22 protein-coding genes and 2 pseudogenes are annotated in these 23,666 nt (G+C 69.6%); 14 read left to right on the forward strand and 10 right to left on the reverse strand.

Annotation, left to right across the window (positions count from 1 at the left end; all coding sequences use genetic code 11):
• Positions 1 to 63: 63 nt before the first annotated feature.
• Positions 64 to 708, forward strand: coding sequence for a TetR/AcrR family transcriptional regulator (locus tag ACGF4C_RS13830; protein ID WP_393566067.1), 645 nt, complete (start codon positions 64 to 66; stop codon positions 706 to 708).
• 38 nt (positions 709 to 746) lie between these two features.
• Entirely contained in the window at positions 747 to 1,238 is a 492-nt protein-coding gene (locus ACGF4C_RS13835; protein WP_393566069.1) for a nitroreductase family deazaflavin-dependent oxidoreductase, read from the forward strand.
• 39 nt (positions 1,239 to 1,277) lie between these two features.
• Here the strand turns inward: ACGF4C_RS13835 and ACGF4C_RS13840 are convergent, their stop codons facing one another.
• Positions 1,278 to 1,736 (reverse strand): nucleoside deaminase, encoded by a 459-nt coding sequence (locus ACGF4C_RS13840; protein WP_393566070.1) that lies wholly within the window; start codon positions 1,734 to 1,736, stop codon positions 1,278 to 1,280.
• A gap of 65 nt (positions 1,737 to 1,801) precedes the next feature.
• On the opposite strand from ACGF4C_RS13840, the gene ACGF4C_RS13845 reads away from it, so the two are divergent.
• Complete coding sequence (locus tag ACGF4C_RS13845) at positions 1,802 to 2,278, forward strand: hypothetical protein (protein ID WP_393566072.1); 477 nt, start codon at positions 1,802 to 1,804, stop codon at positions 2,276 to 2,278.
• Positions 2,279 to 2,484: 206 nt separating this feature from the next.
• Positions 2,485 to 3,060 (forward strand): TIGR03086 family metal-binding protein, encoded by a 576-nt coding sequence (locus ACGF4C_RS13850; protein ID WP_393566074.1) that lies wholly within the window; start codon positions 2,485 to 2,487, stop codon positions 3,058 to 3,060.
• A 36-nt stretch (positions 3,061 to 3,096) separates the two neighbouring features.
• On the opposite strand, the gene ACGF4C_RS13855 is transcribed toward ACGF4C_RS13850, so the two are convergent.
• From ACGF4C_RS13855 to ACGF4C_RS13870, 4 genes are all read right to left on the reverse strand, one after another.
• Positions 3,097 to 3,762, reverse strand: a complete 666-nt coding sequence (locus tag ACGF4C_RS13855; protein WP_393566075.1) for a response regulator — start codon at positions 3,760 to 3,762, stop codon at positions 3,097 to 3,099.
• A complete protein-coding gene (locus tag ACGF4C_RS13860; protein WP_393566076.1) occupies positions 3,759 to 5,090 on the reverse strand; it encodes a sensor histidine kinase in 1,332 nt (443 codons plus the stop codon). Before ACGF4C_RS13860 ends, ACGF4C_RS13855 begins: the two co-directional genes overlap by 4 nt.
• 5 nt (positions 5,091 to 5,095) lie before the next feature.
• On the reverse strand, positions 5,096 to 7,303 hold the full coding sequence (locus tag ACGF4C_RS13865; protein ID WP_393566078.1) for an MMPL family transporter: 2,208 nt from the start codon (positions 7,301 to 7,303) through the stop codon (positions 5,096 to 5,098).
• A gap of 134 nt (positions 7,304 to 7,437) precedes the next feature.
• The gene (locus ACGF4C_RS13870; protein ID WP_393566080.1) at positions 7,438 to 9,225 is read right to left on the reverse strand and encodes a glycoside hydrolase family 15 protein; all 1,788 of its coding nucleotides are present in this window, start codon (positions 9,223 to 9,225) and stop codon (positions 7,438 to 7,440) included.
• A gap of 236 nt (positions 9,226 to 9,461) precedes the next feature.
• Here ACGF4C_RS13870 and ACGF4C_RS13875 point away from each other — a divergent pair, with 236 nt between their 5' ends.
• Positions 9,462 to 10,928: a Dyp-type peroxidase gene (locus ACGF4C_RS13875; protein WP_393566082.1), complete on the forward strand. Its 1,467-nt coding sequence runs from the start codon at positions 9,462 to 9,464 to the stop codon at positions 10,926 to 10,928.
• A 132-nt stretch (positions 10,929 to 11,060) separates the two neighbouring features.
• Here ACGF4C_RS13875 and ACGF4C_RS13880 read toward each other — a convergent pair whose 3' ends face one another.
• A complete protein-coding gene (locus tag ACGF4C_RS13880; protein WP_393566084.1) occupies positions 11,061 to 11,639 on the reverse strand; it encodes a MepB family protein in 579 nt (192 codons plus the stop codon).
• 106 nt (positions 11,640 to 11,745) lie between these two features.
• On the opposite strand from ACGF4C_RS13880, the gene ACGF4C_RS13885 reads away from it, so the two are divergent.
• From ACGF4C_RS13885 to ACGF4C_RS13895, 3 genes are all read left to right on the forward strand, one after another.
• On the forward strand, positions 11,746 to 12,828 hold the full coding sequence (locus ACGF4C_RS13885; protein WP_393566086.1) for a PP2C family protein-serine/threonine phosphatase: 1,083 nt from the start codon (positions 11,746 to 11,748) through the stop codon (positions 12,826 to 12,828).
• A 168-nt stretch (positions 12,829 to 12,996) separates the two neighbouring features.
• Positions 12,997 to 13,377, forward strand: coding sequence for a tRNA-dependent cyclodipeptide synthase (locus ACGF4C_RS13890; protein ID WP_393566088.1), 381 nt, complete (start codon positions 12,997 to 12,999; stop codon positions 13,375 to 13,377).
• Positions 13,378 to 13,693: 316 nt separating this feature from the next.
• On the forward strand, positions 13,694 to 14,173 hold the full coding sequence (locus tag ACGF4C_RS13895; protein WP_393566090.1) for an ATP-binding protein: 480 nt from the start codon (positions 13,694 to 13,696) through the stop codon (positions 14,171 to 14,173).
• A gap of 130 nt (positions 14,174 to 14,303) precedes the next feature.
• On the opposite strand, the pseudogene ACGF4C_RS13900 reads toward ACGF4C_RS13895, so the two are convergent.
• Positions 14,304 to 14,456, reverse strand: a pseudogene (locus ACGF4C_RS13900) (DUF2199 domain-containing protein); the annotation flags it as partial.
• A gap of 151 nt (positions 14,457 to 14,607) precedes the next feature.
• Here ACGF4C_RS13900 and ACGF4C_RS13905 point away from each other — a divergent pair.
• Complete coding sequence (locus tag ACGF4C_RS13905; RefSeq protein ID WP_393566092.1) at positions 14,608 to 15,330, forward strand: carbon-nitrogen hydrolase family protein; 723 nt, start codon at positions 14,608 to 14,610, stop codon at positions 15,328 to 15,330.
• 93 nt (positions 15,331 to 15,423) lie between these two features.
• Here ACGF4C_RS13905 and ACGF4C_RS13910 read toward each other — a convergent pair whose 3' ends face one another.
• On the reverse strand, positions 15,424 to 16,422 hold the full coding sequence (locus ACGF4C_RS13910; protein ID WP_393566093.1) for a winged helix-turn-helix domain-containing protein: 999 nt from the start codon (positions 16,420 to 16,422) through the stop codon (positions 15,424 to 15,426).
• A gap of 68 nt (positions 16,423 to 16,490) precedes the next feature.
• Between ACGF4C_RS13910 and ACGF4C_RS13915 the strand changes: the two genes are divergently transcribed.
• From ACGF4C_RS13915 to ACGF4C_RS13935, 5 genes and pseudogenes are all read left to right on the forward strand, one after another.
• A complete protein-coding gene (locus ACGF4C_RS13915; RefSeq protein WP_393566095.1) occupies positions 16,491 to 17,711 on the forward strand; it encodes an MFS transporter in 1,221 nt (406 codons plus the stop codon).
• Between the two features lie 156 nt (positions 17,712 to 17,867).
• Positions 17,868 to 20,039, forward strand: a complete 2,172-nt coding sequence (locus tag ACGF4C_RS13920) for a hypothetical protein (protein WP_393566097.1) — start codon at positions 17,868 to 17,870, stop codon at positions 20,037 to 20,039.
• Positions 20,040 to 20,344: 305 nt separating this feature from the next.
• Complete coding sequence (locus tag ACGF4C_RS13925) at positions 20,345 to 20,827, forward strand: MarR family winged helix-turn-helix transcriptional regulator (protein ID WP_393566099.1); 483 nt, start codon at positions 20,345 to 20,347, stop codon at positions 20,825 to 20,827.
• Positions 20,824 to 21,270: a MarR family transcriptional regulator gene (locus ACGF4C_RS13930; protein WP_393566101.1), complete on the forward strand. Its 447-nt coding sequence runs from the start codon at positions 20,824 to 20,826 to the stop codon at positions 21,268 to 21,270. Before ACGF4C_RS13925 ends, ACGF4C_RS13930 begins: the two co-directional genes overlap by 4 nt.
• 152 nt (positions 21,271 to 21,422) lie before the next feature.
• Positions 21,423 to 21,962 (forward strand): annotated as a pseudogene (locus ACGF4C_RS13935) (YciI family protein); the annotation flags it as partial.
• Between the two features lie 74 nt (positions 21,963 to 22,036).
• Here the strand turns inward: ACGF4C_RS13935 and ACGF4C_RS13940 are convergent.
• Positions 22,037 to 22,531 (reverse strand): hypothetical protein, encoded by a 495-nt coding sequence (locus ACGF4C_RS13940; protein WP_393566103.1) that lies wholly within the window; start codon positions 22,529 to 22,531, stop codon positions 22,037 to 22,039.
• Between the two features lie 268 nt (positions 22,532 to 22,799).
• Positions 22,800 to 23,648, reverse strand: coding sequence for an SDR family oxidoreductase (locus ACGF4C_RS13945; protein WP_393566105.1), 849 nt, complete (start codon positions 23,646 to 23,648; stop codon positions 22,800 to 22,802).
• Between the last annotated feature and the right edge of the window lie 18 nt (positions 23,649 to 23,666).

Raw genomic sequence — 23,666 nt, forward strand, 5'->3', positions numbered from 1 at the left:
CTGCGGCCAACTCCCGGACGGTGAACTACGCCTGATTCAGCCCCACTTGACCGCGCTGAACAATTGTTTATCATCGTGAACATGCATTCACCCCCGGACGACCGGACCGCACGGGCGAAGATCCGTGACGAGGCCCTGCGCCTGTTCGGGGAGCGGGGCCCCGACGCCGTTACCGTCCGCGACATCGCGGCGGCGGCCGGGGTGTCACCCGCGCTCGTGATCCGGCACTACCAGTCCAAAGACGGGTTGCGCCAGGCGGTCGACGAGCATGTGACCGGCGTCTTCGAGGCGATGCTGACGCGTGCCGTGCAGACGGTTGACGGCGATCCGCTCGACCAAGCGGCCCTGCCCACCCTGGCCGAAGCAATGGCGGAGTTCCTGCCTGCGGATTCCCCTGTTCCCAGCTACCTCGGCCGACTTCTGCTGGCCGCCGGACCGGTGGGAACGGCCCTGTTCCGCCGGCTGCACGACGTCAGCAAAGACGCACTGGCCGCAATGGCACAGGCAGGCGCCGCGGACACCGGCGCCGACCCCGACGTGCGCGCGGCATTTCTGCTGGTCAACGACCTCGCCGTGTTGATCCTGCGCCCTCAGCTGCGCGAAGTGCTGGGCATCGACCCGCTGTCCGGCGACGGCATGCAGCGCTGGGCCACCGAGACGCTTTCGGTCTACCGCACTGGTCTCAGCGGCAATACCGCCCCCACCTGACATTCCGCACTTCCGCACCAGGACGAGACGGAGATGCCATGCCTGAAACGCCCACGCCCTCCGACGCGATCGCCCAACACGGCGCCCGCATACTGCGTACCCGTTGGCTGATGCGCGCCCCGATCCGGCTGTACCGGGCCAGGCTCGGCTTCCTGTTCGGTTCACGGACGCTGATGCTGGAACACATCGGACGGAAGACCGGTGCCACCCGCCACGTCGTCCTGGAGGTCATCGACCACCCCACCCCGGACACCTACGTGGTGGCGTCCGGCTTCGGCGACCGGGCCCAGTGGTTCCGCAACATCCAGGCCCACCCGCACGTCCGCGTCACCGTCGGCACGCGCGGTCCGGCACCGGCCATCGCACGCGTGCTCCCGCAGGACGAGGCGGACGGGGCGCTGCGCCACTACATCACGCGGCACCCCCGCGCATGGAAGCGATTCAAGTCCATCCTGGAGAACACGCTCGGCACCCCGATCACCGAGCGGAACACCCCCTTGCCGATGGTCGCACTCCGCCTCGTCCGCTGAGAGTTTGCTGACCCACTGGCCAGGCTGGCTATGCTACGACTACGGCTCCGGCTCCCCGATGTCCTCCCACCAGAGTTGCGGTCTGGCCGCGATGAAGTCGCGCATCAACGCCACGCATTCGGCGTCGTCCAACACCACGATCTGCACACCGTGCTCAGCGAGCCATGCCTGACCCCCGTCGAAGGACCGGGCCTCTCCGATCACGACACGGGAGATGCCGAACTGCCGCACGAGCCCGGAGCAGTACCAGCACGGGGAGAGCGTCGTGACCATGGTCGTCCCGCTGTAGGTACGCTGCCGTCCGGCCGCCCGGAAAGCGGCCGTCTCGGCGTGCATGGAGGGGTCGTCGTCCTGTACACGCCGGTTTCGCCCCCTCCCGAGCAGGGCGCCGTCCGCGCCGTACAACGCGGCCCCGATCGGGATGCCGCCCTCCTTGAGCCCGATGCGGGCCTCCTCCAGCGCGACGTCGAGCAGGGTCCGTTCCCGGATGAGATCCATGTCCCCATTGTGCTCTTCGAGGGTTTCGTGCTCAATGGAGCGAGCGGCTGAAGGGGGACAGCGCTATGCGGAATCCGAGCCGACGTCTGATGTCCTGGCTCTTTCAAGGCACTTACCGGGGGCCGGACCTGCCACTGCACCTCGCCGCCATACGACGGCTCGAGCCGCGCAGGGAAGAGGTCTACGAACACGAATACCTGTACAACTGTCTGAGCGTCCTCGACGCGAAGGCCCAGGTCCTCCTCGGCTATGACGCGCTCCTCATGGCCGCCGCCTCCATCGTGCTCTCCGTCGTCCCGGACGGGATGTCCATCGGCAAGTCGTTGATCGTCGCAGCGCTCGCGACGAGTGGCGTGTCTTCCGTGCTCTGCCTTCCGGTCGTCTGGGTCCAGTGGACGGACACGGACGAGTTCGAACAGGCGGAGGATTCCTTCCAGCGCCTGCTCGTGACCAGGAATCGGCGCACGATCAGTTACCGGGTGGCCTGGGTGATAGCCCACCTTGCCGCCGTGCTCCTGATCGTGGGCACCCCTCTTCAGTAGCCGCTGAGCAGCGCAGACCGCTCGTTTGCAATAGCCGTGGAGCGGCGCAGACCGGCACAGCGGGCCCCGGCGGCGCAGGATGGACGGACGGCAACCCGTCGGCTTTTGTGCAGCGAAGGCGAAACGTGACGGTAGATGTCAAGTATTACCCGCAGAGTGGTCCCATCGGCCCGCACACCGACCGGGCCCGTACGAGAGGTGCGTCCATGAACGCGTTCGACCCCCGTCCCCAGTTCCTCCACGCTCTGAATCAGCTGGAGACGTTGCTGAGCGGCCTCGACCCCGCTCTGCTCGGCCGTCCGACCCCCTGTGAGGCGTACGACTTGCGGGCGCTGCTGAGCCACACGGTCGGCGCGGTCCACCGGATCTCCTACATCGGCGAGGGCGGCCGCGGGATGGACGTCCCCGCGGCGGCCGGGCAGATCGCCGACACCGACTGGGCCGGCGCGCTCGGCAGGGCGCGCGCCCGCGCCGCAGCGGCCTGGGCCGACGACGACAAGCTCGACCGGGAGTTCGAGGTTCCGTGGGGTGTGGCCGCGGGCCGGATCGCCCTGAGTGGTTATGTGATGGAGATCGTCACTCACACCTGGGACATCGCCCAAGTCATCGATCCTGCGGTGGAGTTGGACGAGGAGCTGGGGCACCTGGCCTTCAGTATCGCCCAGAAGGTCCTGCCGGCCGAGCCGCGCGGTGGCGAGATGCCGTTCGCCGCGGTCAGTCCCGTCCCGGACGACGCCGACGTCCACCGTCGCCTCGCCGGCTGGCTCGGCCGCGCTGTCTGACCCTCCTGGAGCGTCGTCCGGGACGGGATGTCCGTCTCAGCGGCCCCGCTGCAACAGGCCGCGTTCCAGGGCCACCACCACCGCACGCGTACGGTCGTTGACGTCCAGCTTGGCGTAGAGCCGCAGCAGATGGGTCTTCACGGTGGCTTCCGCGATGACCAGGCGGCGGCCGATCTCGGCGTTGGAGAGGCCGTCGGCGACCGCGTTGAGCACGTCGGTCTCCCGGGCGGTGAGCGGTACCTGGACGGGCTGCCGCATCTTGGCGACGAGCTTCTCGGCCACCCGGGGGGCGAGCACCGTTTCCCCGCGGGCCGCCGCCCGGATGGCGTCGGCCAACTGCTCACCGGTGGTGTCCTTGAGGAGGTACCCGATCGCACCGGCCTCGACCCCGCGCTCGATGTCGGCGTCGGTGTCGTACGTGGTGAGGATCAGCACCCGGGTCCGCGGGTGCCTGGCCACGATGGCGGTCGTGGTGGTCACCCCGTCCATCACCGGCATGCGCAGATCGACCAGGGCGACATCGGGGGCGTGCCGGCCGACGAGTTCCAGTGCCGCGCGGCCGTCGGCCGCCTCGCCGACGATCTCGATGTCCGGGTCGGCGGCGAGCAGGGCGATGACGCCCGCACGCATCACGGTGTGGTCGTCGACCACGATGACGCGGACCGCGTCGCTGGTCGGGTGCTGGGTCAGGTCGCCCGTCATGCCCTCTCCTCGTGCTCCAGGGAAGTGGGTTCCATCGGAGTCGGTCCCACCGGAGTCGATTCCCGCGGAGTCGGTCCCGCCGGAGTCGGCTCCGCGGGCAGCAGGGGGACCGTCGCGAGCACCCGGGTCCCGTCGCCGAGCGAGCTGGTGACGGTGAGCCGGCCGCCCAACTCCGCCAGGCGCTTGCGCATCCCGTCGAGCCCGAACCCCGGCGCCTCGCCGATCACGAACCCCCGCCCGTCATCGGTGACTTCCAACTCCACCCCGTACGGCTGCTGGGCCAGCACCACGCTCACATGGGAGGCCGCCGCGTGCTTGCGCACATTGGCCAGCGACTCCTGCAGACAGCGCAGCAGCGCGATCCGGGTGTGCTGCTCGCACACCGGGTCGGCCAGTTCCGCGGTGAGCGTGAGCCCGGTGTCCTCGGTGAAGCGGTCCAGGGTCCGCCGCAGTGTGCCGGCGAGCGAACCGGCGGCCACCCGGCTCTGCCGCGCCGATCCCACCAGTTCACGTGCCTCGGCGAGGTTCTCGCGGGCCGTGTGCTCGATCGAGCGCAGCTGCTGGGCGCTCCGTTCCGGGGCGGTTGCCAGGCCCGCCCGTGCGGCCTCGGCCAGCACGACGACGGAGGCGAAGCCCTGCGCGAGGGTGTCGTGGATCTCCCGGGCCAGGCGCTCGCGTTCCTCGGCGGCTCCCTGGCGCCGGTGGGCCTCGGCCAACCGCAGCTGGGTCTGTTCCAACTCCTCGATCAGCCGGGCCCGTTCACCGCTCTGCTCGACGACCGAGTGCACCCACAGCCCGATCAGTACGCTGGCCGCGACCACGATCAGGGTCGAGACCAGCGTCGAGCCGAAGAACTCGGCGCTCCAGCCCTTCCGCAGCGAGCTCCCGGCCAGCGTGGACACCGTGGCGAGCCCGGTGAAGCGCAGCGAGGCCCGCACCGTACGGCCGAACAGCCAGAAGTGCGGCAGCGTCACGATGAACAGCGCCGCATAGCCGCTCCAGACGTACGCGCTGCCCCCGAGCCCGAGCACCAGCACCCACAGGTAGGTGTACGGCCGGAGGACCGGGTTGCCGGGGAACCGGTCGAGGAGCGCGTAGCACAGCACCACACAGCCCAGCAGCGCCAGCGCCGCGCAGGTGCGCCCGCCCGGCCGCTCCGTCGTGGCGAGTCCGACGAACAGCGCGCCGAACAACACCCAGCAGACCGCGTTCCAGCGGCGCAGGGTGCCGGCCCGGAACGGGTCGGCAAGGCGACCGGAGGCCGTTCCGCCGAAGACCGTTCCACCGAAGGAGTGGGGGCCGCTCGCACCCCTCGACCACCGATTCATGGTGATCAACCTACGCCGACCGGCACGGGCGCCGTCCGCCGCGCCCGCCGCAGCCCGCGCGCCGGCCACCAACTCGCCTCGCCCAGCAGCGTCATGGCCGCCGGCAGCACCAGGATCCGGATGATGAAGGCGTCCAGCAGCACCGCCGCCGCCAGCACGAACCCGATCTGCTTCATCTCGATCAGGTGCAGGAAGACGAAGCTGGCGAACACCGTCACCATCACGACCGCCGCACTGGTCACCACCGCGGCCGAGCTGCCGATCCCGTCGAGCACCGCCTGGCGCGTCGGCACACCCCGCAGGACGGCCTCCCGGATCCGGCTGACCACGAACACCTGGTAGTCCATCGACAGCCCGAAGAGGATCACGAAGAGGAACAACGGAACCCGGGAGCCGATCGATCCGGTGGAGTGGAAGCCCAGCAGACCCTCGGCCCAGGTGCCTTGGAAGACCAGCACCAGCAGCCCCAGCGCGGCCGAGGCCGACAGCAGGTTGAGCGCGACGCCGAGCAGCCCCAGCACCACGGAGCCGAACGCCAGCGCCGTCATGACGAACGTGACCAGCAGGAGCGCACCGATGACCAGTGGCAGCTTGGCGCTCTGGTGGGCCGGGTAGTCCGTGGTCCGGGCGACGTCACCGGTCACCCCCGCCTCCGCACCGGGTATCCGCCCGACCGTGGCGGGCAGATAGGTGCTCCTTAGGTGGTCCAGGGACGTCCGCGCTTTCGCGGAGTTCGCCAGGTGCGGCACGGAGAGTTCCAGCACGCTGATGCGCCGGTCCTCCGACGTACGCAGCCGCGGGCGGCCGGTGAACAGGGGGTCGGCCTGCGTACGGCGTCCCAGTTCCGTGAGCGCTCCGGCCACCGCTCCCGCGCGGCCCGGCCGGGCCCGCACCACGACCTGATGGGTGACCCGGTGCTCCGGGAACGCCGCGTTCAGCCGGTCGTACGTCCGCATCGCCGGTACTTCCCGCGAGTGCGTGTCCCGGCCCATCTCGACCAGTTTCAGCCCCGCCAGCGGAGCGGACAGACCCAGCAGGAGCAGCACCGACACAGCCAGCGTCAGCACCGGTCGCCGGCTCGCCGGCCGGGTCAGCGCAGCCCACACCCGGCCGCCGCGCCCGGCCCCGTTCCGGCCGGTCCGGGCAGCTCGCTGCCACCGCCGACCGGGTGCGCCCGCCCGGCGTTGCGCCCGCCGTTCGGCCCGCTGTCCGGTCTTGACCAGCACCGCGGGCAGCACGGTCAACGAACTTGCCACGGCGACCAGGACGACCACGATGGTGCCGGTGGCCAACGATGAGAAGATCACGTCCGCGGCCAGGTACAGCGTGGCCGTCGAGACCGCCACCGCCAGCCCGGACACCACGACCGCCCGCCCGGAGGTCGCCGCGGCCAGCTCCACCACCGCCTCCGGACCGAGCCGGCCGCCGGACCGCGCCCGCTCCTCCCGCTCCCGCTTGAGGTAGAAGAGGGTGTAGTCGACACCCACCGCGAGGCCGATCAGGATGATGACGTTGGTCCCGACGCCCGCATCGGGGAAGAGGTGCGAGGCCAGCATGGACAGCCCCAGGGCCGCCGCGATCGACGACAGCGCCAGCAGCAACGGCACCACGGCCATCACCAGCGAGCCGAACGCCAGCAGCAGTGTGATCAAAGTGGCCGGCAGCGTGATCGCCTCGGAGAGCGCGAGATCACTACCGCGCTGGCCATCCACCCCCTGACTGATGGACGGGCTCCCGGTCTCCTCCACCACCAGCTCCGGATGGTTCCGCTGCACCGCTGCGGTCTGTGCCCGCAACGGCCCGACGTGCTGACGCGCATCCAACTCCGCGCCCCTCATGGTGACTTCGACCATGACCACCGGAGCGTTCCCGTGGTGCGCGGCCCGCGGCGCGGCCACGCTCTCGACCTCGGGCAACGTCCTCATCCGTGCGGCGACCTCATGTGCCGCGGCGTCGATACCGCGCCGGTCCGGCGCCCCGCCCTTCGCGGACACCAGCACCTGCTCAACGGGCTTCCGCTGCAGATGCCCCTCGGCCGCCATCGCCTCGGCCCGGCCGGCCTCACCGACCCGATAGTCCTCGGTCGAGGCGCTGTGGGTCCCCACCGCCGCCCCCAGCCCGAGGCACACCACCACGAAAACCAACCAACCGACAATCGCCCGCCAGGGGTGCAACGCACTCCACCGAGCGGCCCGCACAGGTAGCTCTCTCATGCCCCGAGCCTCGCCGTTCGGCCCCCGCCGCCGACACCATCGACCGGCTGTACTTCACCTCCACCGGCTGGCGGACGGAGGTGGTGGGGATACCCCTACCTCCGGGGTGAGGCGGGCCCCCGGGAAGCACGGTCCTACGGTGCACGCCAGGGTTCGGCCAGGCGGACGGCGCATTCCAACATCAGCGCATGGACGAATGCCTGGGGCAGATTGCCGCGCATCTGACGTTGTATGACGTCGTACTCCTCGGAGAAGAGCCCTGGGGGCCCGCAGGCCGTGCGGTTGCGTTCGAACCAGCGGTGGGCCGCCACCTCGTTGCCTTGCTGGTGCTCGGCCAGCGCCGTGGCGAAGCCACACAGGAGGAAGGCGCCTTCGGCTTCCTCCAGCGGCCGGTCGTCGTGGCGGAACCGGTAGGCGAAATGATCCTGCGACAGTTTCCCGACGTACGCCCGCAGCGTCGCGACCGTACGCGGGTCATCGGCCGGAAGCGCTCCCCGCAACGGAGGGAAGAGCAGGGCACCGTCCAACCCCGGGTCCTCGGGGGAGCGTTGCCAACGCCCCGACGGATGCAGGCACTCGGCAGCGGCCGCGGAAACCAGCCGGTCGGCCAGCGCCAGCCATTCCGCCGACCGCGTCGGCGAGACCTTCGCCCGGGCGATCGCACGCAGCCCTGCGGCGCAGATGAGCCGGCTGTGGGTCCATGGGCGGGGTGACAGTTCCCATACGCCGGCGTCGGGCTCGTGATGGCGGCGCGCGATGGCGTCGGCGGCGAGGGACGCAGCGCGTCGGGCGTCGGTATCGAGCCGGTCGTGGCGGGCCGCCGCGCCGAGCAGCAGGAGGGCCTCGCCGAAGGCGTCGAGCTGGAATTGGTCGCTGACCTGGTTCCCGATGCGGTCGAAGCCGCCCGGGTAACCCGGCAGGTTCAACTGCTGCTGCCTGGGAATTCTGCGACCGTCGACCGTGTAGGCGGGAGCCATCCGGGGGCCGTCCTCGTGCAGCCGGGCCGTGAGGAACCGTACGGCGTCGTCGAGCAGCGGGTGGGCGCCGGCCGCGGCGGCCGCCTGGCCGGCGTAGCACTGGTCCCGGATCCATACGTAGCGGTAGTCGTAGTTGCGGCCCGCCTCCGCTCGTTCCGGCAGGCTCGTGGTCGCCGATGCCACCATGCCGCCCGCCGAACCGGTCAGTCCGCGCAGCACGGCGAATGACTGCTGGGCGTCCCGTCGACCGATGGCGTTGCCCAGCTCCGGCACCTCTCGGCGCCATGCGGCCTCCGTGTCCTCCCACAGCGTGGCCGCGTCGGGCGGGCGGCTGGGGAGGGCCTGGTCGCTGATTTCCAGGACCAGGTCGTGGTGCGTCCCGGTCTCGACCGTCAGTTCAGCCGTCAGCCGGCAGGCACCCGGGCCGGCCGGTCTCGCCCAGGCACACCCGGACCAACGCAGAGCCAGGTCGCCGGAGCGGGCATGCCACGTCCCGTCGTCGTCCCGTGCCAGGTCGCGCAGGGAGTGGTGTCCGAAGTCGGCGGAGGGTTCCAGGACCACCCGGAGCTTTGCGGTCTTCTCGCGGGCGATGACGCGACGGAGGATCAGGGCCCGGTGCGGGTCTCCGGGGAAGGCGAGGGCCTCACGGCACTCCACCACGCCGTCGTCGGTGACCCAGCGGCTGCGCCAGATCAGTGAGCCCGCTTCGTAGTAGCCGCCCCAGACATTGCGGTTCATCGGCGTTACCGCGTAGCTGCCCGACCCGCCGATCAGGGCGGAGAAGACCGCTCCGGAGTCCCAACGGGGAGCGCACATCCAGACGAACTCTCCCCGTGGACCGACCAGCACCCCTCGCTCCCCATCGGCCAACAGCGCGTAATGGCGCAGCGGATGCGGTCCGCAGATCAGCGTCTCGTCCTGGTCGTCAGCTCCTGTCGGAACCACATGCGCCTCCTGGCCGGCTGAGTGTGCGCCACCGGGATCGATCGCAGTGCACCAGGCATCGCGCTCCGGCACTCGCAGACATCTGCCGACCACCGCAATGGCGCACTACCGCACGGCTCCGTACTCGTCGGCCGACCTCGGGACTCGACTGGCGCAGCACCTGTTTAGAACGACGGAAATTTTCACAATGACATATTCGTAATCATACAACCACTCTATGTGATCGGGAGTGTCGCATGACCACCACCCGCGTGCGCCCCACGGCTGCGCCCGCAATGGAGCAGCTGCCCACACCCACGCTGCGTACGTCGCGGGAGATCCAGGGCAATGTCCTGGCCGCGTTCAACAAGGACCACATGGCGTTCCGCTACATGCGGTTCCCGGAGGACAAGGCGAAGGGGCGCGGATGGCTGTCCGTGATCCTCAACAGCGTGGCGGTGACCGCCGACGTGGAGGACTTCAATGAGGAGTTCTCACTGGCCCGCCGGGCGTACGGCCAGGACCCGGCGCAGCAGGCGACCTGGGTCGGGGTCTCCCTCACCTTCCCGGGCCTGCTCAGTGTCGCCGCGGACAGCGAGCAGGTGCTCAGGGAAGACCTCAAGAACTTCCCGCAGCTGCTCAACGGTGCGGCTGCAAGTGCCGCGCGACTCAGCGACACCGGGGCGAGCGACCCGAAGAACTGGCTGTTCGGCTCGCCCAGCACCATGGTGCACGCGATCCTCCTGGTGGCCTCGGACAGCAAGGAGGCGCTCGAGGCGAAGCTGCAGAACATCAAGGCCGCGGACGAGGCGCACGACATGACGCTGGTCCATCAGGACGACGGCCAGACCCTGCCCGGCAAGCTGAAGGGGCATGAGCACTTCGGCTACAAGGACGGCATCTCCCAGCCCGGCGTCAAGGATTTCCACCGCGAGGAGCCCACCAACCCGGGCTTCCGCGAGAACCGCCCCGGAGCCAAGCTCATCGAACCGGGTGAGTTCGTCTTCGGCTACCAGACCGAGCCGAACAGCAAGAACCGCACCGGCCCTGCCTGGATGAAGAACGGTTCGCTCCAGGTCGTGCGCCGCATGAGCCAGGACGTCCAGGGCTGGCGCGACGCGGTGGCCGAGCAGGCCGAGAACTTCGTGCCGGAGCTCGACGCAACCCAACTGGGAGCGTGCCTGGTCGGCAGGCACCTGGACGGCACCCCCCTGGCGGCCCCCACCGACCGCCTGAAGGGCCTCGGCAGCGACGCCAACGACTTCGACTACGCGGACGACCCGGAAGGCGGCCGGACCCCGTGCGCCGCGCACATCCGCCGTACCAACCCCCGCAAGGCCAACCCCAACATCCCGGTGGACAGCAACCGGATCATGCGCCGGGGCATCCCCTACGGCCCGCTCCTGGAAGACGACCCCAAGGCGGACCGCGGGCTGATGTTCGTCTGTTACGGCACCTCAATTGACGAGCAGTTCGAATTCGTCCAGGCGAGCTGGTCCAACAACGGGCGGTTCACACCGGGCGCAACGGGGGCGCCCAACTGCCTCGACAAGGTCACCGGGCCCGACGGCGGTGGCGAGATCGCGCTCGACCCCCCGCGCGGACCGAAGGCCACGATCACCATGGCGCAGTGCGTCACCACCAAGGGCTCCGTGTACGCCTTCACCCCCTCCATCACCACGCTGCGCCACCTCGCTGCGGGCGACTCGTTGCCCAGAGGCTGAGGGCGGGAACCCTGAACACCGAAGCCTTGCCGGTGTGGGCCCAACGGCCCCGCGCCGGCAAGGCGTAAAACCTTCACCTCCCGTCGCACGACCGGGCCGCGAGGGCGCGAGGCCGGCGGTCAAGCAACGTCATCAGTTCCCATGGGGGTGGTAGAGCGCGTGGGCGCGGGGAACGTCGATGGGCTCGTCGTCGGACAGCTGCAGGAAGTGTTGCACCTGCCAGGTCTGTGTGCTGCGGGCTTGGCGGTTGGTGGTGGTCACCCATGGCGGATAGACGCGGAAGGCTCGTTTCCCGCCGGAACCGTTCGTTGACACGATGTCCCGTGCACGGAGCACTTCCCGCGGGAACACGAACTGCCCGAACCGTTCGCCCTCACGGGCACTGATGACGAACAGATCAACGGGATCTTCGGCATCGAAGGGCTGGATCGGCCCGCCCTCGGACCTCTTCCACACCGTGACGAACTGGCCGACCTTCGTCGGGGTCGTCTTGGCCACGCGGAACCTGACCGAGTGGCCGTCCAACGTGAACTCGCACGCCCCGTACTCGGCGCTCTCCGCTTCCGGCGCCGGCGGCGAGCACATGAACCCACTCGGGTCGTACACCAGCGTCTTCGCCCTCAGCAGGTCATCGGGGATCCCCGGCCCGGGGGCCCAAGGCGCAGGCCCACCGACGCCGCATGTCCGAGACTCTTCACGTTCCTTCGCCATTCCCGCATCCTGTCATATATCGAACACGCGAACGAATCGAGCTCAAGGTGACCGGCTCGGATCTGTCAGGGCGCTACGTCCTCTTTACGTAGATATTCTGTGGAGTGTGATCGAGTCTGGACGGCCGCGGCTCCGTCGGCGCCACGGCCGGTGGCTTGTGCGGCTGTCGCCGGTGATCCTGACCGTCGTCATCGCCAGCCTGGCATATGCCACTCCGCCGGAAGTGGCCTTCAGCCGCCTCCTGCCCGCGGCCCCGGCCCTGGCCGCCGCCATGTGGCCGGTGCTCCCCACCGTCCTGCTGGGCACGGTCTGCCTCTTCCTGATGATCGGCCTCAGCCTGGTCTTCCCCGGTCTGGGGACGTGGTGGACGGCTGCGGGGATCATTGCCGTCACCGTGGCGGCCGCGTACGGAAGTCATGTCCGGCTCCAGCGGGAGCGGACCCTCTTTCAGGTGCGGCTCGTCGCCGACGCGGCGCAGCAGGTGGTGCTGAGCCCGATGCCGCGCCGCTTCGGCAGCGTCGAGATCGACTCGCTGTATCTCGCGGCAGCGGCGGAGGCCCGAATCGGCGGCGACTTCTACGAGGTGGTCGACACGCGATACGGGGTCCGGCTGCTCATCGGCGATGTGCGGGGCAAGGGCCTGCCGGCAGTGGGGGCGGCCGCGGCGATCGTCAACTCCTTCCGGGAGGCGGCCTACGGCGAAGCCGACCTGGTCAGCGTCGCGCGCCGGCTGGACGCCAGCAGCACGCGTTACAACGCCGCCTTTCCCCCCGAGGGGCCGATGGAGCGCTTCGCCACCGCCCTTCTCGTCGAGATCCCGCACGAGGGCCGGCGCATCGAGATCCTCAACTGCGGACACCCCCCGCCGCTGCTCCTGAACCGCGAAGAACTCCGCGCCCTCGAACCCACCACCCCCTCGCCGCTGCTCAACCTCGCGGAGCTGATCGGTGAGCACTACACCATCGACACCTTCGCCTTCGCCCCCGGCGACCTGCTGCTTCTCTATACCGACGGGGTCGCCGAGGCCCGCGCCCGCGACGGCGGGTTCTTCCCGCTGGCGGCCTGGATGAGCCAGCAGCCCCCGACGACACCCCACGAACTGCTCCTGGCCCTCCACCGCGACCTCCTCCGCTACAGCAGAGGACGCCTGGACGACGACATCGCCGCCCTGGCAGTGCGCCTGTGCTAGCCCGAAGGGTGAAGCCACACCCGAGGCCCCGGGGCGGGTGAACGATACGAAGGGAAGCGGTCGGTGAGTCCAGACCCCTGGCCAAGGCACGCAAGGAGGTGACGCGCAGGAGGCGCGCGGCGGAGGAAGCGCTGGAGGCGTGCGCGCCGGCACGACAGGTGGCCGTCCATGACTTCGGCGACTTCGCCGACAACCCGCACTACCTCGGGCTCCGCGACGCAGGTGGACCGGGCGTTCGCGGCCGACGAGACCTTCCGGCGCGCCTGCCTGGAGATGAGCCGTCAGGCCGTCAGCGGCCGGTTGCGCACCGTCCGTGGCCCCGATGCCTGCGTCGACGACCAGCAGGCTGCTGCGGCGGTGCGCTACGTGCGGGACGAACTCCCCTACGTCCTGGACGGCGCCACCATCCTCGGCCGCGAGGAGACCCTCATGGTCTACCACCGCCCTTGGCCGCTGGGGGACCGCATCGAACGCGGTGAGTCCCCCCTCAAGGTCAGCCCCCGTCAGGGATTCCTCGTCCTCGACGACTGCCAGGAAATACGCCGGTAGGTCTGTCTGCTGTCTGGCGCACGCTGTCCACGGAGGGGCGCACAGTCGAGGTCAACGCGCAGATGCTGTAGACCACTTGGTGCTCGACGGAAAGAGCCGGTCCGGCCGGGCCGGCTTCCTGGATATGGGCCTCATGTCCTCGACTGTGCTCAGGCTCAGCTTTACCTACCCAGGTCAGGAGGCGTGCGCGGACGATTCCGCCCGCCACGCTGACCGGACGCACCAGGACGGACTGTGCCGAATAGCACCTCCTGCGGTATGCATGGCGGCAGGCTGGGTACTGACGCGTGCGTGAACTGGGAGCGAGGTGGGGCCGGTGGATTCCCATGCCGACACGGACGGCTGTGGGGCGCTGCACGAGCATCTGATGCGTGCCGGCTACGCCCTGGACGGGGACGACGGGTGCATCGCTGATGCGCGCCACTACGCCATGGCTTTCCTCGACCAGGCCCACGATATCCATCTGCTGTCGGTGCCTGCACGTGCCAGGGACCTCATTCAGCTGGTGGTCAGCGAGCTGGTCACCAACGCCCGCAAGTACGCACCCGGCCCTGCCCTGATGGAACTGCGCATCAACGCCGTCAGCGTGGACGTCGTCGTATGGGACAGCGACCCCACCGTCCCCGCGGCGCGGGCCACCGATCCCGGCCGGATCGGCCAGCACGGTCTGGAGATCGTCAAGGCGGTCGCGGAGGCCCTCTCCATCGAGCAGGAGCCGGTCGGCAAGCGCATCACCGCCCGCATCGCCCTGACGGACACAGACAAACAGACACGCCACAACCCGCACCCGATGTAGCCGCCGGCTCCGGGCCGGCATCTGAAGTCGGCAGAGCAAGAGGCCGAAGGAGTAGCAGGCAGGGAGTAGCAGGCAGGAAGACAGGTGAGCCTGCCCATGCGTCTGCCATGCGTCTGCCATGCGTCTGTCATCACGGCCGTCCGTCGCAGGCGGTGTGAAGTACGGTGGCGGCGATTTCTCGTCCCCGGTCCAGGGTGATTCCCGTCCGTTGCTCAACGGCGAGGGGGTGGTCGGTGGGTTCGAGCTCGACGAAGGGGAGCTCTTCGACCGGACGGGTGTGGAGGGCCTCCGCCGTGTAGTTCATCGGCAGTTCAGGGTGGTGCGCGCCGCAGGCCACAACGCTCACGGGCCAACCCGAGCCTGACTGTTCGATCACGTGGTGTCTGGCAGCACCCCTGGCAACCGTGGAGGTCGCAGGCTGGCATGCTAGGTCCATGAAGATCGCGACAGCCCAGTTCACCTGCGTTCCTGCGGATATTTCGGCGAACGTGCAGCAGATGGCTTCCCTCACCGACGAGGCGCGTGTTCAGGGAGCCGAGCTGGTGGTCTTCCCTGAGCTGGCGCTGACCGGGTACGAGCTGGAAGCCGTGCTTGCCCGTCGTGATCTCTGGGTGCAGGCGGACGATCCGCGCCTGGATGCGGTTCGGGCGTCTGGTGTCGCCAGCGTCGTCAATTGCGTTGCGCCTGCCGACGGTGCGCCCACCGACGGAGCGCGGCCAGCCATCGAGACGTTGGTCTTCGGTGCTGACGGCGAGCTGATTACCACGTATCGCAAGCAGCATTTGTTCGAGCACGAGCAGGATGTGTTCCAGGCAGGGCGGTGTGACGGGCGATTTGAGCTCGGAGGACTTCGTTTCGCTCTGGCCACGTGCTTCGACAACCACTTCTCCGAACTGGTCTCCCGGGGTGCCGCCGATGGGTGTCAGGTCCATCTGGCCAGCTCGCTGTATGGCACGGGCGGCGGCGTGGAAGAGCTGGCGACGGTGTATCCGGGCATCGCCAAGAACTTCAATCTGTACGTGGTGATGGCCAACCATGTTGGCCCGGCCGGCGAGTGGACCGGCTGCGGCCGCTCCGCGCTGTGGGCGCCGGGCGGCGCCCTGCTCGCACAGGCCGATGCTGAGACGCCCATGGTGGTCACCGCGGAGGTCGGGTAGAGCGGGCCTTCAGCGCCACCAACCCCATCCTGTCCCTGGCGGTCGGGCCGGCCTTCGGCGATGGGCTGCTCCGGCTGGACCAGCCCGTGTACTTCAGGCCGGACCTGTTGGGGGGTCACCGGTGCCGGCCCCCGACGCCGTGACGAGCACTTCCCCGGCCGCCGTTCGCACGTAGAGCACCGACCGCCCGGCCCGACGCCGCTCCACCAGTCCCGCGTCCAGCAGCACCCGCAGATGCCGCCCCACCGACCCCAGTACCTGGCCAGTCACGGCGACCAGCTGGGTCGTGCTCATGGGAGTCCCGAGCAGCACCAGCAGTCCGGCCCGCGCAGTCCCGATGAGCGCCCCGAGCCCGGCCGGAACGGGCCGCCGGTCGTGGTCCTCGGCGAGCACCCCGAGACACGGGTAGACGACGGCGTACCGCTCCCGTCCCTCCCAGGACACCCACCCGGTCCTCGGCGTCACCGGCATGAACAGCAGCTCGGCCCCGGCGGCGATCTCCCGCGGCGGATACGTGTGCAGGTTGACCTGGAACCGGCTCTCCCCGAGCCACCGCGTCCCCGGTCGCAGCGAGTCCAGCACGGCCGCCCAGCCGCCCTGGCTCACCCGCGCGGTCCGTGCGACCACATCGGCCTCCAGGACGCGCCGCCGACGTTCCCAATACGGCCGCACGGTCTCTTCCCAGACGTACGTCAGGAGCACGGTCGCCCGCTCGGGCAGGTCGTCCCGCTCCAGGGCGGCGGGGAGCGGGCCCCGGAGGGACACACGGAGGTTGGCGCGCGCCTCCCCGCCCCCGGTCGCCCGCACGCGGGCCACGGTCTCCTCGAAGCTCTCCCCGACGCACGAGGTGGGGCAGAAGAAGTCGGCGATCCAGGACGTGCCGAGTGCCGCCCGCACCAGCAGTGCGGTCACCGGGTCGGCCGCGAGGCGCGCGCGGTAGCCGGGCAGGTGCGCGCGCAGCCAAGCCTCCTCGCCCGGATGGGTACCGGTCCCCGCGTGCAGCAGTTTCAGGCTCGCGAAGGTCTCGGCGAACGGCGAGAGCATGAACCGGCTCCGGGCCAGGGTGTCGGTGTCGATCTGCCATAGGCCCATGCGTACGACCTTTCGCGTGTCGGCGAAACAGTAAACACGGCCCTCGGGCCGCTCCGAGACTCCGACCCATGCGCAGCTACCGAATCCTGTTCCGCACCCCGGAGTTCACCCCTTTCCTGCTCTCCTTCGCCGCTTTCGCCGCAGCCCAGACAATCGGCGGCCTGGCCCTCGGCACGCTGGTCTTCCGGGCCACCGGCTCGCCATTCCTGTCGGCGGTGAGCATGTTCGGCCCGCAGCTGGTGCAGTTGCTGGGAGCCACGTTCCTGCTCTCGGGCGCCGACCGCCTGCCTCCGCGCACGACCCTGTCCGGCCTCGCCCTCGCCTTCGCGGCCGGTACCTCGGTGTTGGCGTTGCCCGGCCTGCCGGCTTGGGCGGTCTTCGTCGTCGTACTCCTGCAGGGCCTGGTCGCGTCGCTGGGCGGGGGAGTGCGTGGGGGACTGCTGAACGAGATCCTGTCCAAGGACGGCTATGTCCTGGGGCGTTCGGTGTACAACATGCTCTGGGGGCTGATGCAGATGACCGGTTTCGCGACCGGCGGCGCACTGCTGGCGCTCCTGTCCCCACGGACCTGCCTGCTCCTCGCGGCGGTGCTCTACTTGACGTCGGCCCTCGTCACCCGCCTGGGCCTCACGGCCCGCTCACCGCCGTCCGCCGGCCGCCCGTCCGTCTCGGCGACCTGGCGCACCAACGCCCTCCTGTGGTCCTCACGCCCCCGCCGCCTGGCGTACCTGGGCCTGTGGGTTCCCAACGGCCTGGTCGTCGGCGGCGATTCGCTTTACGTCTCCTACGCCCCCGCAGCCGCCGGCACGCTCTACGCGTGCGGGGCGCTGGGCATGTTCGTGGGTGACATGGCGGTGGGCCGCCTGGTCCCGCCTGCGGTGCGCCCTCGACTCGCAACCCCACTGCGTCTGCTGCTGGCCGTTCCCTACCTCTTCTTCGTGCTACGGCCGGGAGTGACGCTGTCGGCCGTAGCCGCCACCGTGGCCTCCGTCGGCTTCGCGGCGAGCCTGGTCCTGCAGGAACGCCTGATGTCCCTCACCCCCGACCACCTCGCGGGTCAAGCCCTCGGCCTGCACGCCACCGGCATGGCCGCCCTGCAGGGCGTCGGCGCTGCCCTCGCGGGCACGCTGGCCCAACTGACCTCGCCGGCCGCGGCGATGACGCTGATGGCGGCCGGATCGGTCACCGTGACCCTGACCCTCACGGCGCTGGGCAGGCACGAGGAACGACAGCCGTCCGTGCCTGGTACGCGCCCGGGGATCCCGTCGGAACCCGCGGCCACGGACTAGCCGGCCAGACCGGTGAAAGGGCTCCCATGACGTCTGGTGTCAGGGCGGCGTGATCGGCTCCTGCGGCGCCCGCTGTCAGGACGGCGTGATCGGAAAAGGGGAGACACGGCCCGGACGGCTCTGCCAGCCTGGCGGGATGATCCCGAAGGAGGTCGCGTGAGCGACGAGGAGAAGTCCCGTCTCGGCGAGTTCAGTGCCCGGCTGGAGAGCGACGACATCGACGTCGTCCGTGGGGCTCTGGACGATTACCAGTCAGCGCAGGCAGTCACCAGGTGGGGCGGGGACAATCCCTACTGGCCGTTGGACAACGAGGTGCGCTTCGCCGCCCGGGACCTCCTTGGACGATCTCCGTCCGGCCGCAGCCACGCGAGCGCTCTCACCGTGATGTGGCATCTCGCCGAGGAGGAGGACGCGGACTTGATCGCCGAGGTCCTCGAAGGCGCCCCGGACGGCGAGGTACGGGAGATGGCGCTGCTCGCGGCCGGCACCGCCCTCGCGCAGGGCGAGGAGCCGAACGGGCGGCTGTTTGCGCTGATCAGCGACATGGTGTTCGACGAGCGACTCGATGTCGGGGAGCGCAAGGACGCCATGCAGGCCCTGGACGATCTCGATCTGCCGGAGGTCGAGGACCTCATCGTTCGTCTCAGTGAGTCGTCAGAACTGGAACTCCAGGTGTATGCGGCGGGTTGTCTCGCGACACCCCTGCGGCTCCGCGCCCACCGCGACCGCGTCCGGCGGCTCGCGGAGTCCTGGTCGGAGGACGCGGGGTGGGAGGCCGAGCGCATTCGTCGTGAAGCGTGCGAGGGCTTCCACAGCACCTACTGGAAAGACACCGAGCTGGACGATCCGATGCTCCGCAAGGCCCACGACGAGCTGAGGTTCCCGCTCAGCGACGAAGGATGCCTGCACGCATTCGGCACCCTGCTCCGCAGCGAGGACCCGGTCGCCGTAGGTATTGCGCTCGACCATTACGACTCCTCGGAGGGGCTGCGCCATGTCCTGGATGACGAGGAACGTGCCGAGTCCTACCTCCCCGAGGTGCTGGCCCGCGCTCGTGAGGTGCTCCGGCGGCCGATATCTCCCGCCGAGGTGAGTGCGCTGAACGTGATCGGGGCGCGGCATGCGGAGCCCCGCGACGCGGACCTCCTGCTGGACGTTCTCCTGCGCACCGACTCCAACTCCGTGCGGGCGGAGGCGATGTGGGTGGCCTCCGGCGTGCTCGACGCGGCCGAGGTGAAGGACGACAGGCTCGTCGCCGCCCTGGGTGACCTGATCATCGACCCGTCCGTCGGCTTCTGCGTTGCGAAGGAGACGGCGATCCGCGTCCTGGCCGAGAGCCTCGGCGCGGACGCGGACGACATTCTTCTGCGGGCGCTCCGCGAGGGTGAGCCGGAGGTGCAGGCCCACGCGTCCTATTACCTGGTCGAGACGGGAGGCCTGGATCGGCACCGCACCACGCTGGAGGAGGTCGCCGAGAGCTGGGACGACCGGCCTCCCCAGCGCCCCTGGGGCCAGGACCCCATCGAGCTGATCTTCGGCAAGCCGCACAGTGTCCACTGGAAAGGACACCGGCTGGCGGACCCGGACCTGTATCGCGCCCACAAGAGGCTGCGGGCTCCCGTGGTGGACGAGTCGTATCACCAGGCGCTTCGTACGCTGCTCGAAAGCGAGGACCAGGCGGCCGTCGGCATCGCCCTCGACCACTGGTGGAGTCCCGACGGAGTGGTGAAGCGGGGCGGCGAGGAAGCACGGGGACCGGAGAGGGCACTCGTCCTGGACCGCATCCGGGAGGTGCTGCGGCAGCCTCCCTCGCCGGCCGGGCTCAGTCGCACGTACGGGCCCGAGGCCAAGCACCTCTCCGCGCTGTCGGCCTTGGACGTCGTGGCAGCGGAAGAGCCGTCCCTGGTGGCCGAAGTCCTGGAGACCGCGACGGGCGAGCGGGTTCGCGAGCGGGTCCTCGATGCGGTGGAAGCGGTGTTCAACGACGCGGAGGAAGCCGACCTACGGCTCGTCGAGGCGCTGGGCAAGGTCGCCTGCGACGAGAACGTGCCGTTGTACACGCGCGTCAGGGCATTGGAACTGCTGGATGAGTCTTTGGGGACCAACTCCGTGGAGGCACTGGTCCGGGCGACGCGGTGCCCCGAGGTAGAGGTTCAAGCCGCTGCGGCGTGGGGGCTGATGCGGGAAGAGGTCTTCGAGAGCCAGCGCGCCCTGCTTGGGGAGTTGAACGCGAACTGGCCTGTGGAAGACGCGCCGTGGGAGGTCACGCGGGTGCGGGACATGCTCAACGCCGCCAAAAGGAGGCCGGCCGCGCGCGCGGGCGGGTAATGGCTGGCTGACGCCTGCGCATCCCATCGCTGAATGTGTCGCGGGAAGAGGAGCTCCGGGGCGTGCGCGGCTCGGCAGGAGTTGGCGATGTAGCACTCACGGTGCGCCTGTTCGGCCAGCGCCTGGACTGCGGCCGCGTCGGCCCTGGCGGCGACCCTGATGGTGAACGGCAAGGCGGATGACGCCAAGGCGGATGGGCTTGGCCGTGAGGCGTAGCAGTCGATGCAGCCGATGCCGCGGAAGAGCAGCCGGTGCAGAGGAGCAATTAGTAGCCATGTACATAGCAGCCATGTACTGTATTTCGAGTGAGTTCAGCAACTGAGCGCGCCACGGCAGGGTTCCTGGTCTGGCGCTTGTCGATGAAGTGGCGGGTGGCCGTCGACCGGGCGGTCGCGCCGTTGGGTCTGACCCATGCCCAGTACGCGCTGATGGCGTCGCTGCACGGTATGGGGCGCTCCGGACTGCGGCCCAGTCAGCGTCAGCTCGCCGACACCACAGGACTTGAACCGCTGTACGTTTCCAAGCTCGCCCGCGCCCTGGAGGCCGCCGGACTCGTCGCCCGTACCCGGGATCCGAACGACCCGCGCGCCATGCAGCTGACGCTCACCGAGCACGGGCGCGACGTCACACGCCGGGCGATCAAGGTGGTCCAGGGACTGCTGGACCAGTTGCTGGAGCCGCTCGGGGGACAGGACAGCCCGCGCACCCGGCAGTTCACCCGCGAACTGGCGACCCTGCTCAACACACCTCTTGATCCGCACACAGAGCACGATGAGGAGCAGTCATGACCACCACCGCACCCACAGTCAATGGCCGGGTCATAGCCCTGGCGCACTATGCCGGGCGCGCCCTCGTGGAGCGCGTAATGGCCCGCCACGGCGCCACGTTCCACCAGAGTGTCGCCCTCCGGGCCGTCGTGATCGCGGGTGAGTCCATCGGCAGGGACGAGCTCGTCGGCGACGTCACCGGATCGCTGAAGATCGACGAGTCGGTCGTGCGCGGCGTGATCGAGGAGCTGACGGCCACGAAGCTGCTGGAAGAGGACCCGGCGGAGGCGTCCCGGTTGCGGCTCACGGACGCCGGACGAGAGCTCTGCGAGAGCACCGCCGCCGAGACCGCCGAGATCTCCGCCCGGCTGTACGCTGGTATTCCGGCCGAGGAACTGGCGCTCGCCGGCCGCGTGTTGACCCTGGTCACGGAGCGGGCGAACGCCGAGTTGGCCGGTGCCTGAGGTTCTGTCCGGCTGATCACGACCGGAGCTTTGTGCTCCTCCTTTTTTGGGACCGCCTTCCTCGCCTCCCTCGTGTGAGGAGGCGGGGTGGGGGGCTTCGCATCGCCGAAACGTGTTGAGATGCTGCCGTGCGTCGGTGAGGATCTGCGGTCATGGAGTTCTTCTGCTACCACCGTGATCGGGCCGATTCCGGGGCGCTGCGCGACAAGCTGCTGGAGGAGCACTGGTCCTACATGGACCGGTACGCCAAGGAGATCATCGCGCGCGGCCCGACCTTCGCCGCCGACGGCGAAACACCCACCGGCAGCGTACACATCGTCGACCTGCCGGATCCTGCTGCGGCCCGTGCGTTCGCCTTCGACGAGCCCAACTACCAGGCGGGCGTGTACCGGGACGTGCTGTTGCGCCGGTGGCGCAACCTGCTGGGGCGCACCATGTGGGATTTCCCCGGCGGCCGGACCGACGGCAACCGGTACCTGGTGCTTGGTTTCGGTCCGGAGCAGGCCGCCGACGTTGCGGTGCCACCCAACCAGGACGAGCTGATCGCGTTCGGGCCGCTGCTGTCCGACGACGGCACCACGTGGCTGGGCACGGCAGCGCTGGTCCGGGCGCCGGACCCGGATGCGGCACGGGCCGTCCTGTCCCCGAGCCGGTACGCGGACATCGAGGTCCACGACTGGGAGTCGGCGGGCGTCGGTGACGAAGTTCGCCGGAGGAATGCCGTGCGCCACCAGCGCGCCCGGGTGGCGCGCACTGTGCTGCGTGGTCAGGTGTCGATGATGCGGCGGAGCACGCCGCGGGCGAGTTCGGCGGCGTCGATGCTCGGGTACTCGAAGCGCATCCTGTCGAAGCTGAAGTCCAGTCGGCCTCCCTCGGCATGGAGCGGCAGGAAGACGCCGAAGGTGAGGTTCGACCCGTAGTCGAATGCGGCCAGTTTCCACTTCCGCTGGTACAGCTCCACGGTGGTGAGCAGCAGATCGGCGGTGACGAGTACGAACGCGTCGGCGGTGAAGCGGAAGACGGGCTGCGCCGACAACCCTGCCTCGGCGTCCAGGACCAGGCCGCGCGACCGCGTCCAGAGCAGGTGGACGTCCGCGGTGAGTTGTCCGGCGAGGCCGAGTTGACCGCCGAGCTCGATGCCCGCGGTCGCGCTCACGACGGGGATGCCGGCGCCGATACCGCCCTGGACGAACAGCAGCCCGGCATCGGCCGGGAGCACCAGCCGGGTGATGAGACCTTCGGCCTCACCCCCCCCGGACAACCCCGGCGACCTCTTGGCCGTAGCGGAGGCGGAGTTCGGCGCTCAGTTGGAGGCCTGGGTAGGCCGCTTCTACCAGGAAGAGGAATAACTGCGGCGCTCGGCCAACGGGTCGGGTGACCGGCTGCATTGAGGAATGACCGGCTGAACTCGGGCGGGGATCCTGAAATTAATCCAGCTGTAAATCGTGATCACGCTGGACTTGCGTCGGGTAGTCGGGGCCAGCGCGCCGGCCCCGACTACGCCTCCGCCGTGCCGTATGCGGGCCGGCTCAGCCGAAGATGTGGATGTTCTCGTCGACCCAGGTGCGCAAGGTCAGCGGCATGGTGCCGGTGATCTTCTCGACGGAGTCGGAGATCTTCCAGTCCCAGGCGGCCGATTGGCGCTTGAGCTCAAGCAGGGCCTCAAGTCTCGGGCCGCCCCAGCCGAGGCGGTCGAACTCCGCCTGGGCTTCGGCAGTGGTGCGTTCGACGACCTTGACGTCCTGGCCGAGGGCCTCCCCGATGATCTCGCCCTGGCGCTGCGGGCTGAGGGCCTCGCTGCCGGTCAGGGTGTAGGCACGACCTTCGTGGCCGGAGGTGGTGAGGACGTTGGCGGCGACGGCCGCGATGTCGCGCGGGTGGATCATGGCGGAGACCGGGTCGCCCTCGGTGACGTACATGGTCCGCTCCTTGCGGATGGTGTGGGCATAGCCGTAGAGGTAAACCATGAAGGTGCCGGGACGCAGGGTGGTCCACGCCAGCCCGGACTCCTTGATGACCTGCTCGCCGGCGCGGTGGCCGGAGGTGAGCGGGTCGGTGGCGCCGAAGCCGACACCGCTGGTGGAGAGCTTGACCAGGTGTGTGACACCGGCCTTGCGGGCGGCGGAGACCAGGGTGGTCTCCTGGACCGGGCCCTCGGGGCCGTAGCCCGGCGGGACGACGAAGACGCGCTCCACCCTGGCGAGGGCGGCGGGCAGGGTGTCCGGCTTGTCGAAGTCGCCGGCGATGACCTCGACGCCGGCGGGGAAGTTCGCCTTCTCCGGCGCGCGGGTCATGGCCCGCACGGGTACGCCTTCGGCGGCGAGCCGGGCGACGAGTTCGCTGCCGACATTGCCGGTGGCGCCGGTAACCAGAATCATGCGTGTTTCTCCTATGGG

This window comes from Streptomyces sp. NPDC048197, assembly GCF_043202395.1.
GTDB classification, from domain to species: Bacteria; Actinomycetota; Actinomycetes; order Streptomycetales; family Streptomycetaceae; genus Streptomyces; species Streptomyces siderophoricus.

Bases quoted from the DNA above. Each gene is read 5' to 3' on its own strand.
- ACGF4C_RS13835 (WP_393566069.1), top strand. From the start codon at position 747: ATGCCTGAAACGCCCACGCCCTCCGACGCGATCGCCCAACACGGCGCC.
- ACGF4C_RS13840 (WP_393566070.1), bottom strand. From the start codon at position 1,736: ATGGATCTCATCCGGGAACGGACCCTGCTCGACGTCGCGCTGGAGGAG.
- ACGF4C_RS13845 (WP_393566072.1), top strand. From the start codon at position 1,802: ATGCGGAATCCGAGCCGACGTCTGATGTCCTGGCTCTTTCAAGGCACT.
- ACGF4C_RS13850 (WP_393566074.1), top strand. From the start codon at position 2,485: ATGAACGCGTTCGACCCCCGTCCCCAGTTCCTCCACGCTCTGAATCAG.
- ACGF4C_RS13855 (WP_393566075.1), bottom strand. From the start codon at position 3,762: ATGACGGGCGACCTGACCCAGCACCCGACCAGCGACGCGGTCCGCGTC.
- ACGF4C_RS13860 (WP_393566076.1), bottom strand. From the start codon at position 5,090: ATGAATCGGTGGTCGAGGGGTGCGAGCGGCCCCCACTCCTTCGGTGGA.
- ACGF4C_RS13865 (WP_393566078.1), bottom strand. From the start codon at position 7,303: ATGAGAGAGCTACCTGTGCGGGCCGCTCGGTGGAGTGCGTTGCACCCC.
- ACGF4C_RS13875 (WP_393566082.1), top strand. From the start codon at position 9,462: ATGACCACCACCCGCGTGCGCCCCACGGCTGCGCCCGCAATGGAGCAG.
- ACGF4C_RS13880 (WP_393566084.1), bottom strand. From the start codon at position 11,639: ATGGCGAAGGAACGTGAAGAGTCTCGGACATGCGGCGTCGGTGGGCCT.
- ACGF4C_RS13890 (WP_393566088.1), top strand. From the start codon at position 12,997: ATGACTTCGGCGACTTCGCCGACAACCCGCACTACCTCGGGCTCCGCG.
- ACGF4C_RS13905 (WP_393566092.1), top strand. From the start codon at position 14,608: ATGAAGATCGCGACAGCCCAGTTCACCTGCGTTCCTGCGGATATTTCG.
- ACGF4C_RS13910 (WP_393566093.1), bottom strand. From the start codon at position 16,422: ATGGGCCTATGGCAGATCGACACCGACACCCTGGCCCGGAGCCGGTTC.
- ACGF4C_RS13915 (WP_393566095.1), top strand. From the start codon at position 16,491: ATGCGCAGCTACCGAATCCTGTTCCGCACCCCGGAGTTCACCCCTTTC.
- ACGF4C_RS13930 (WP_393566101.1), top strand. From the start codon at position 20,824: ATGACCACCACCGCACCCACAGTCAATGGCCGGGTCATAGCCCTGGCG.
- ACGF4C_RS13945 (WP_393566105.1), bottom strand. From the start codon at position 23,648: ATGATTCTGGTTACCGGCGCCACCGGCAATGTCGGCAGCGAACTCGTC.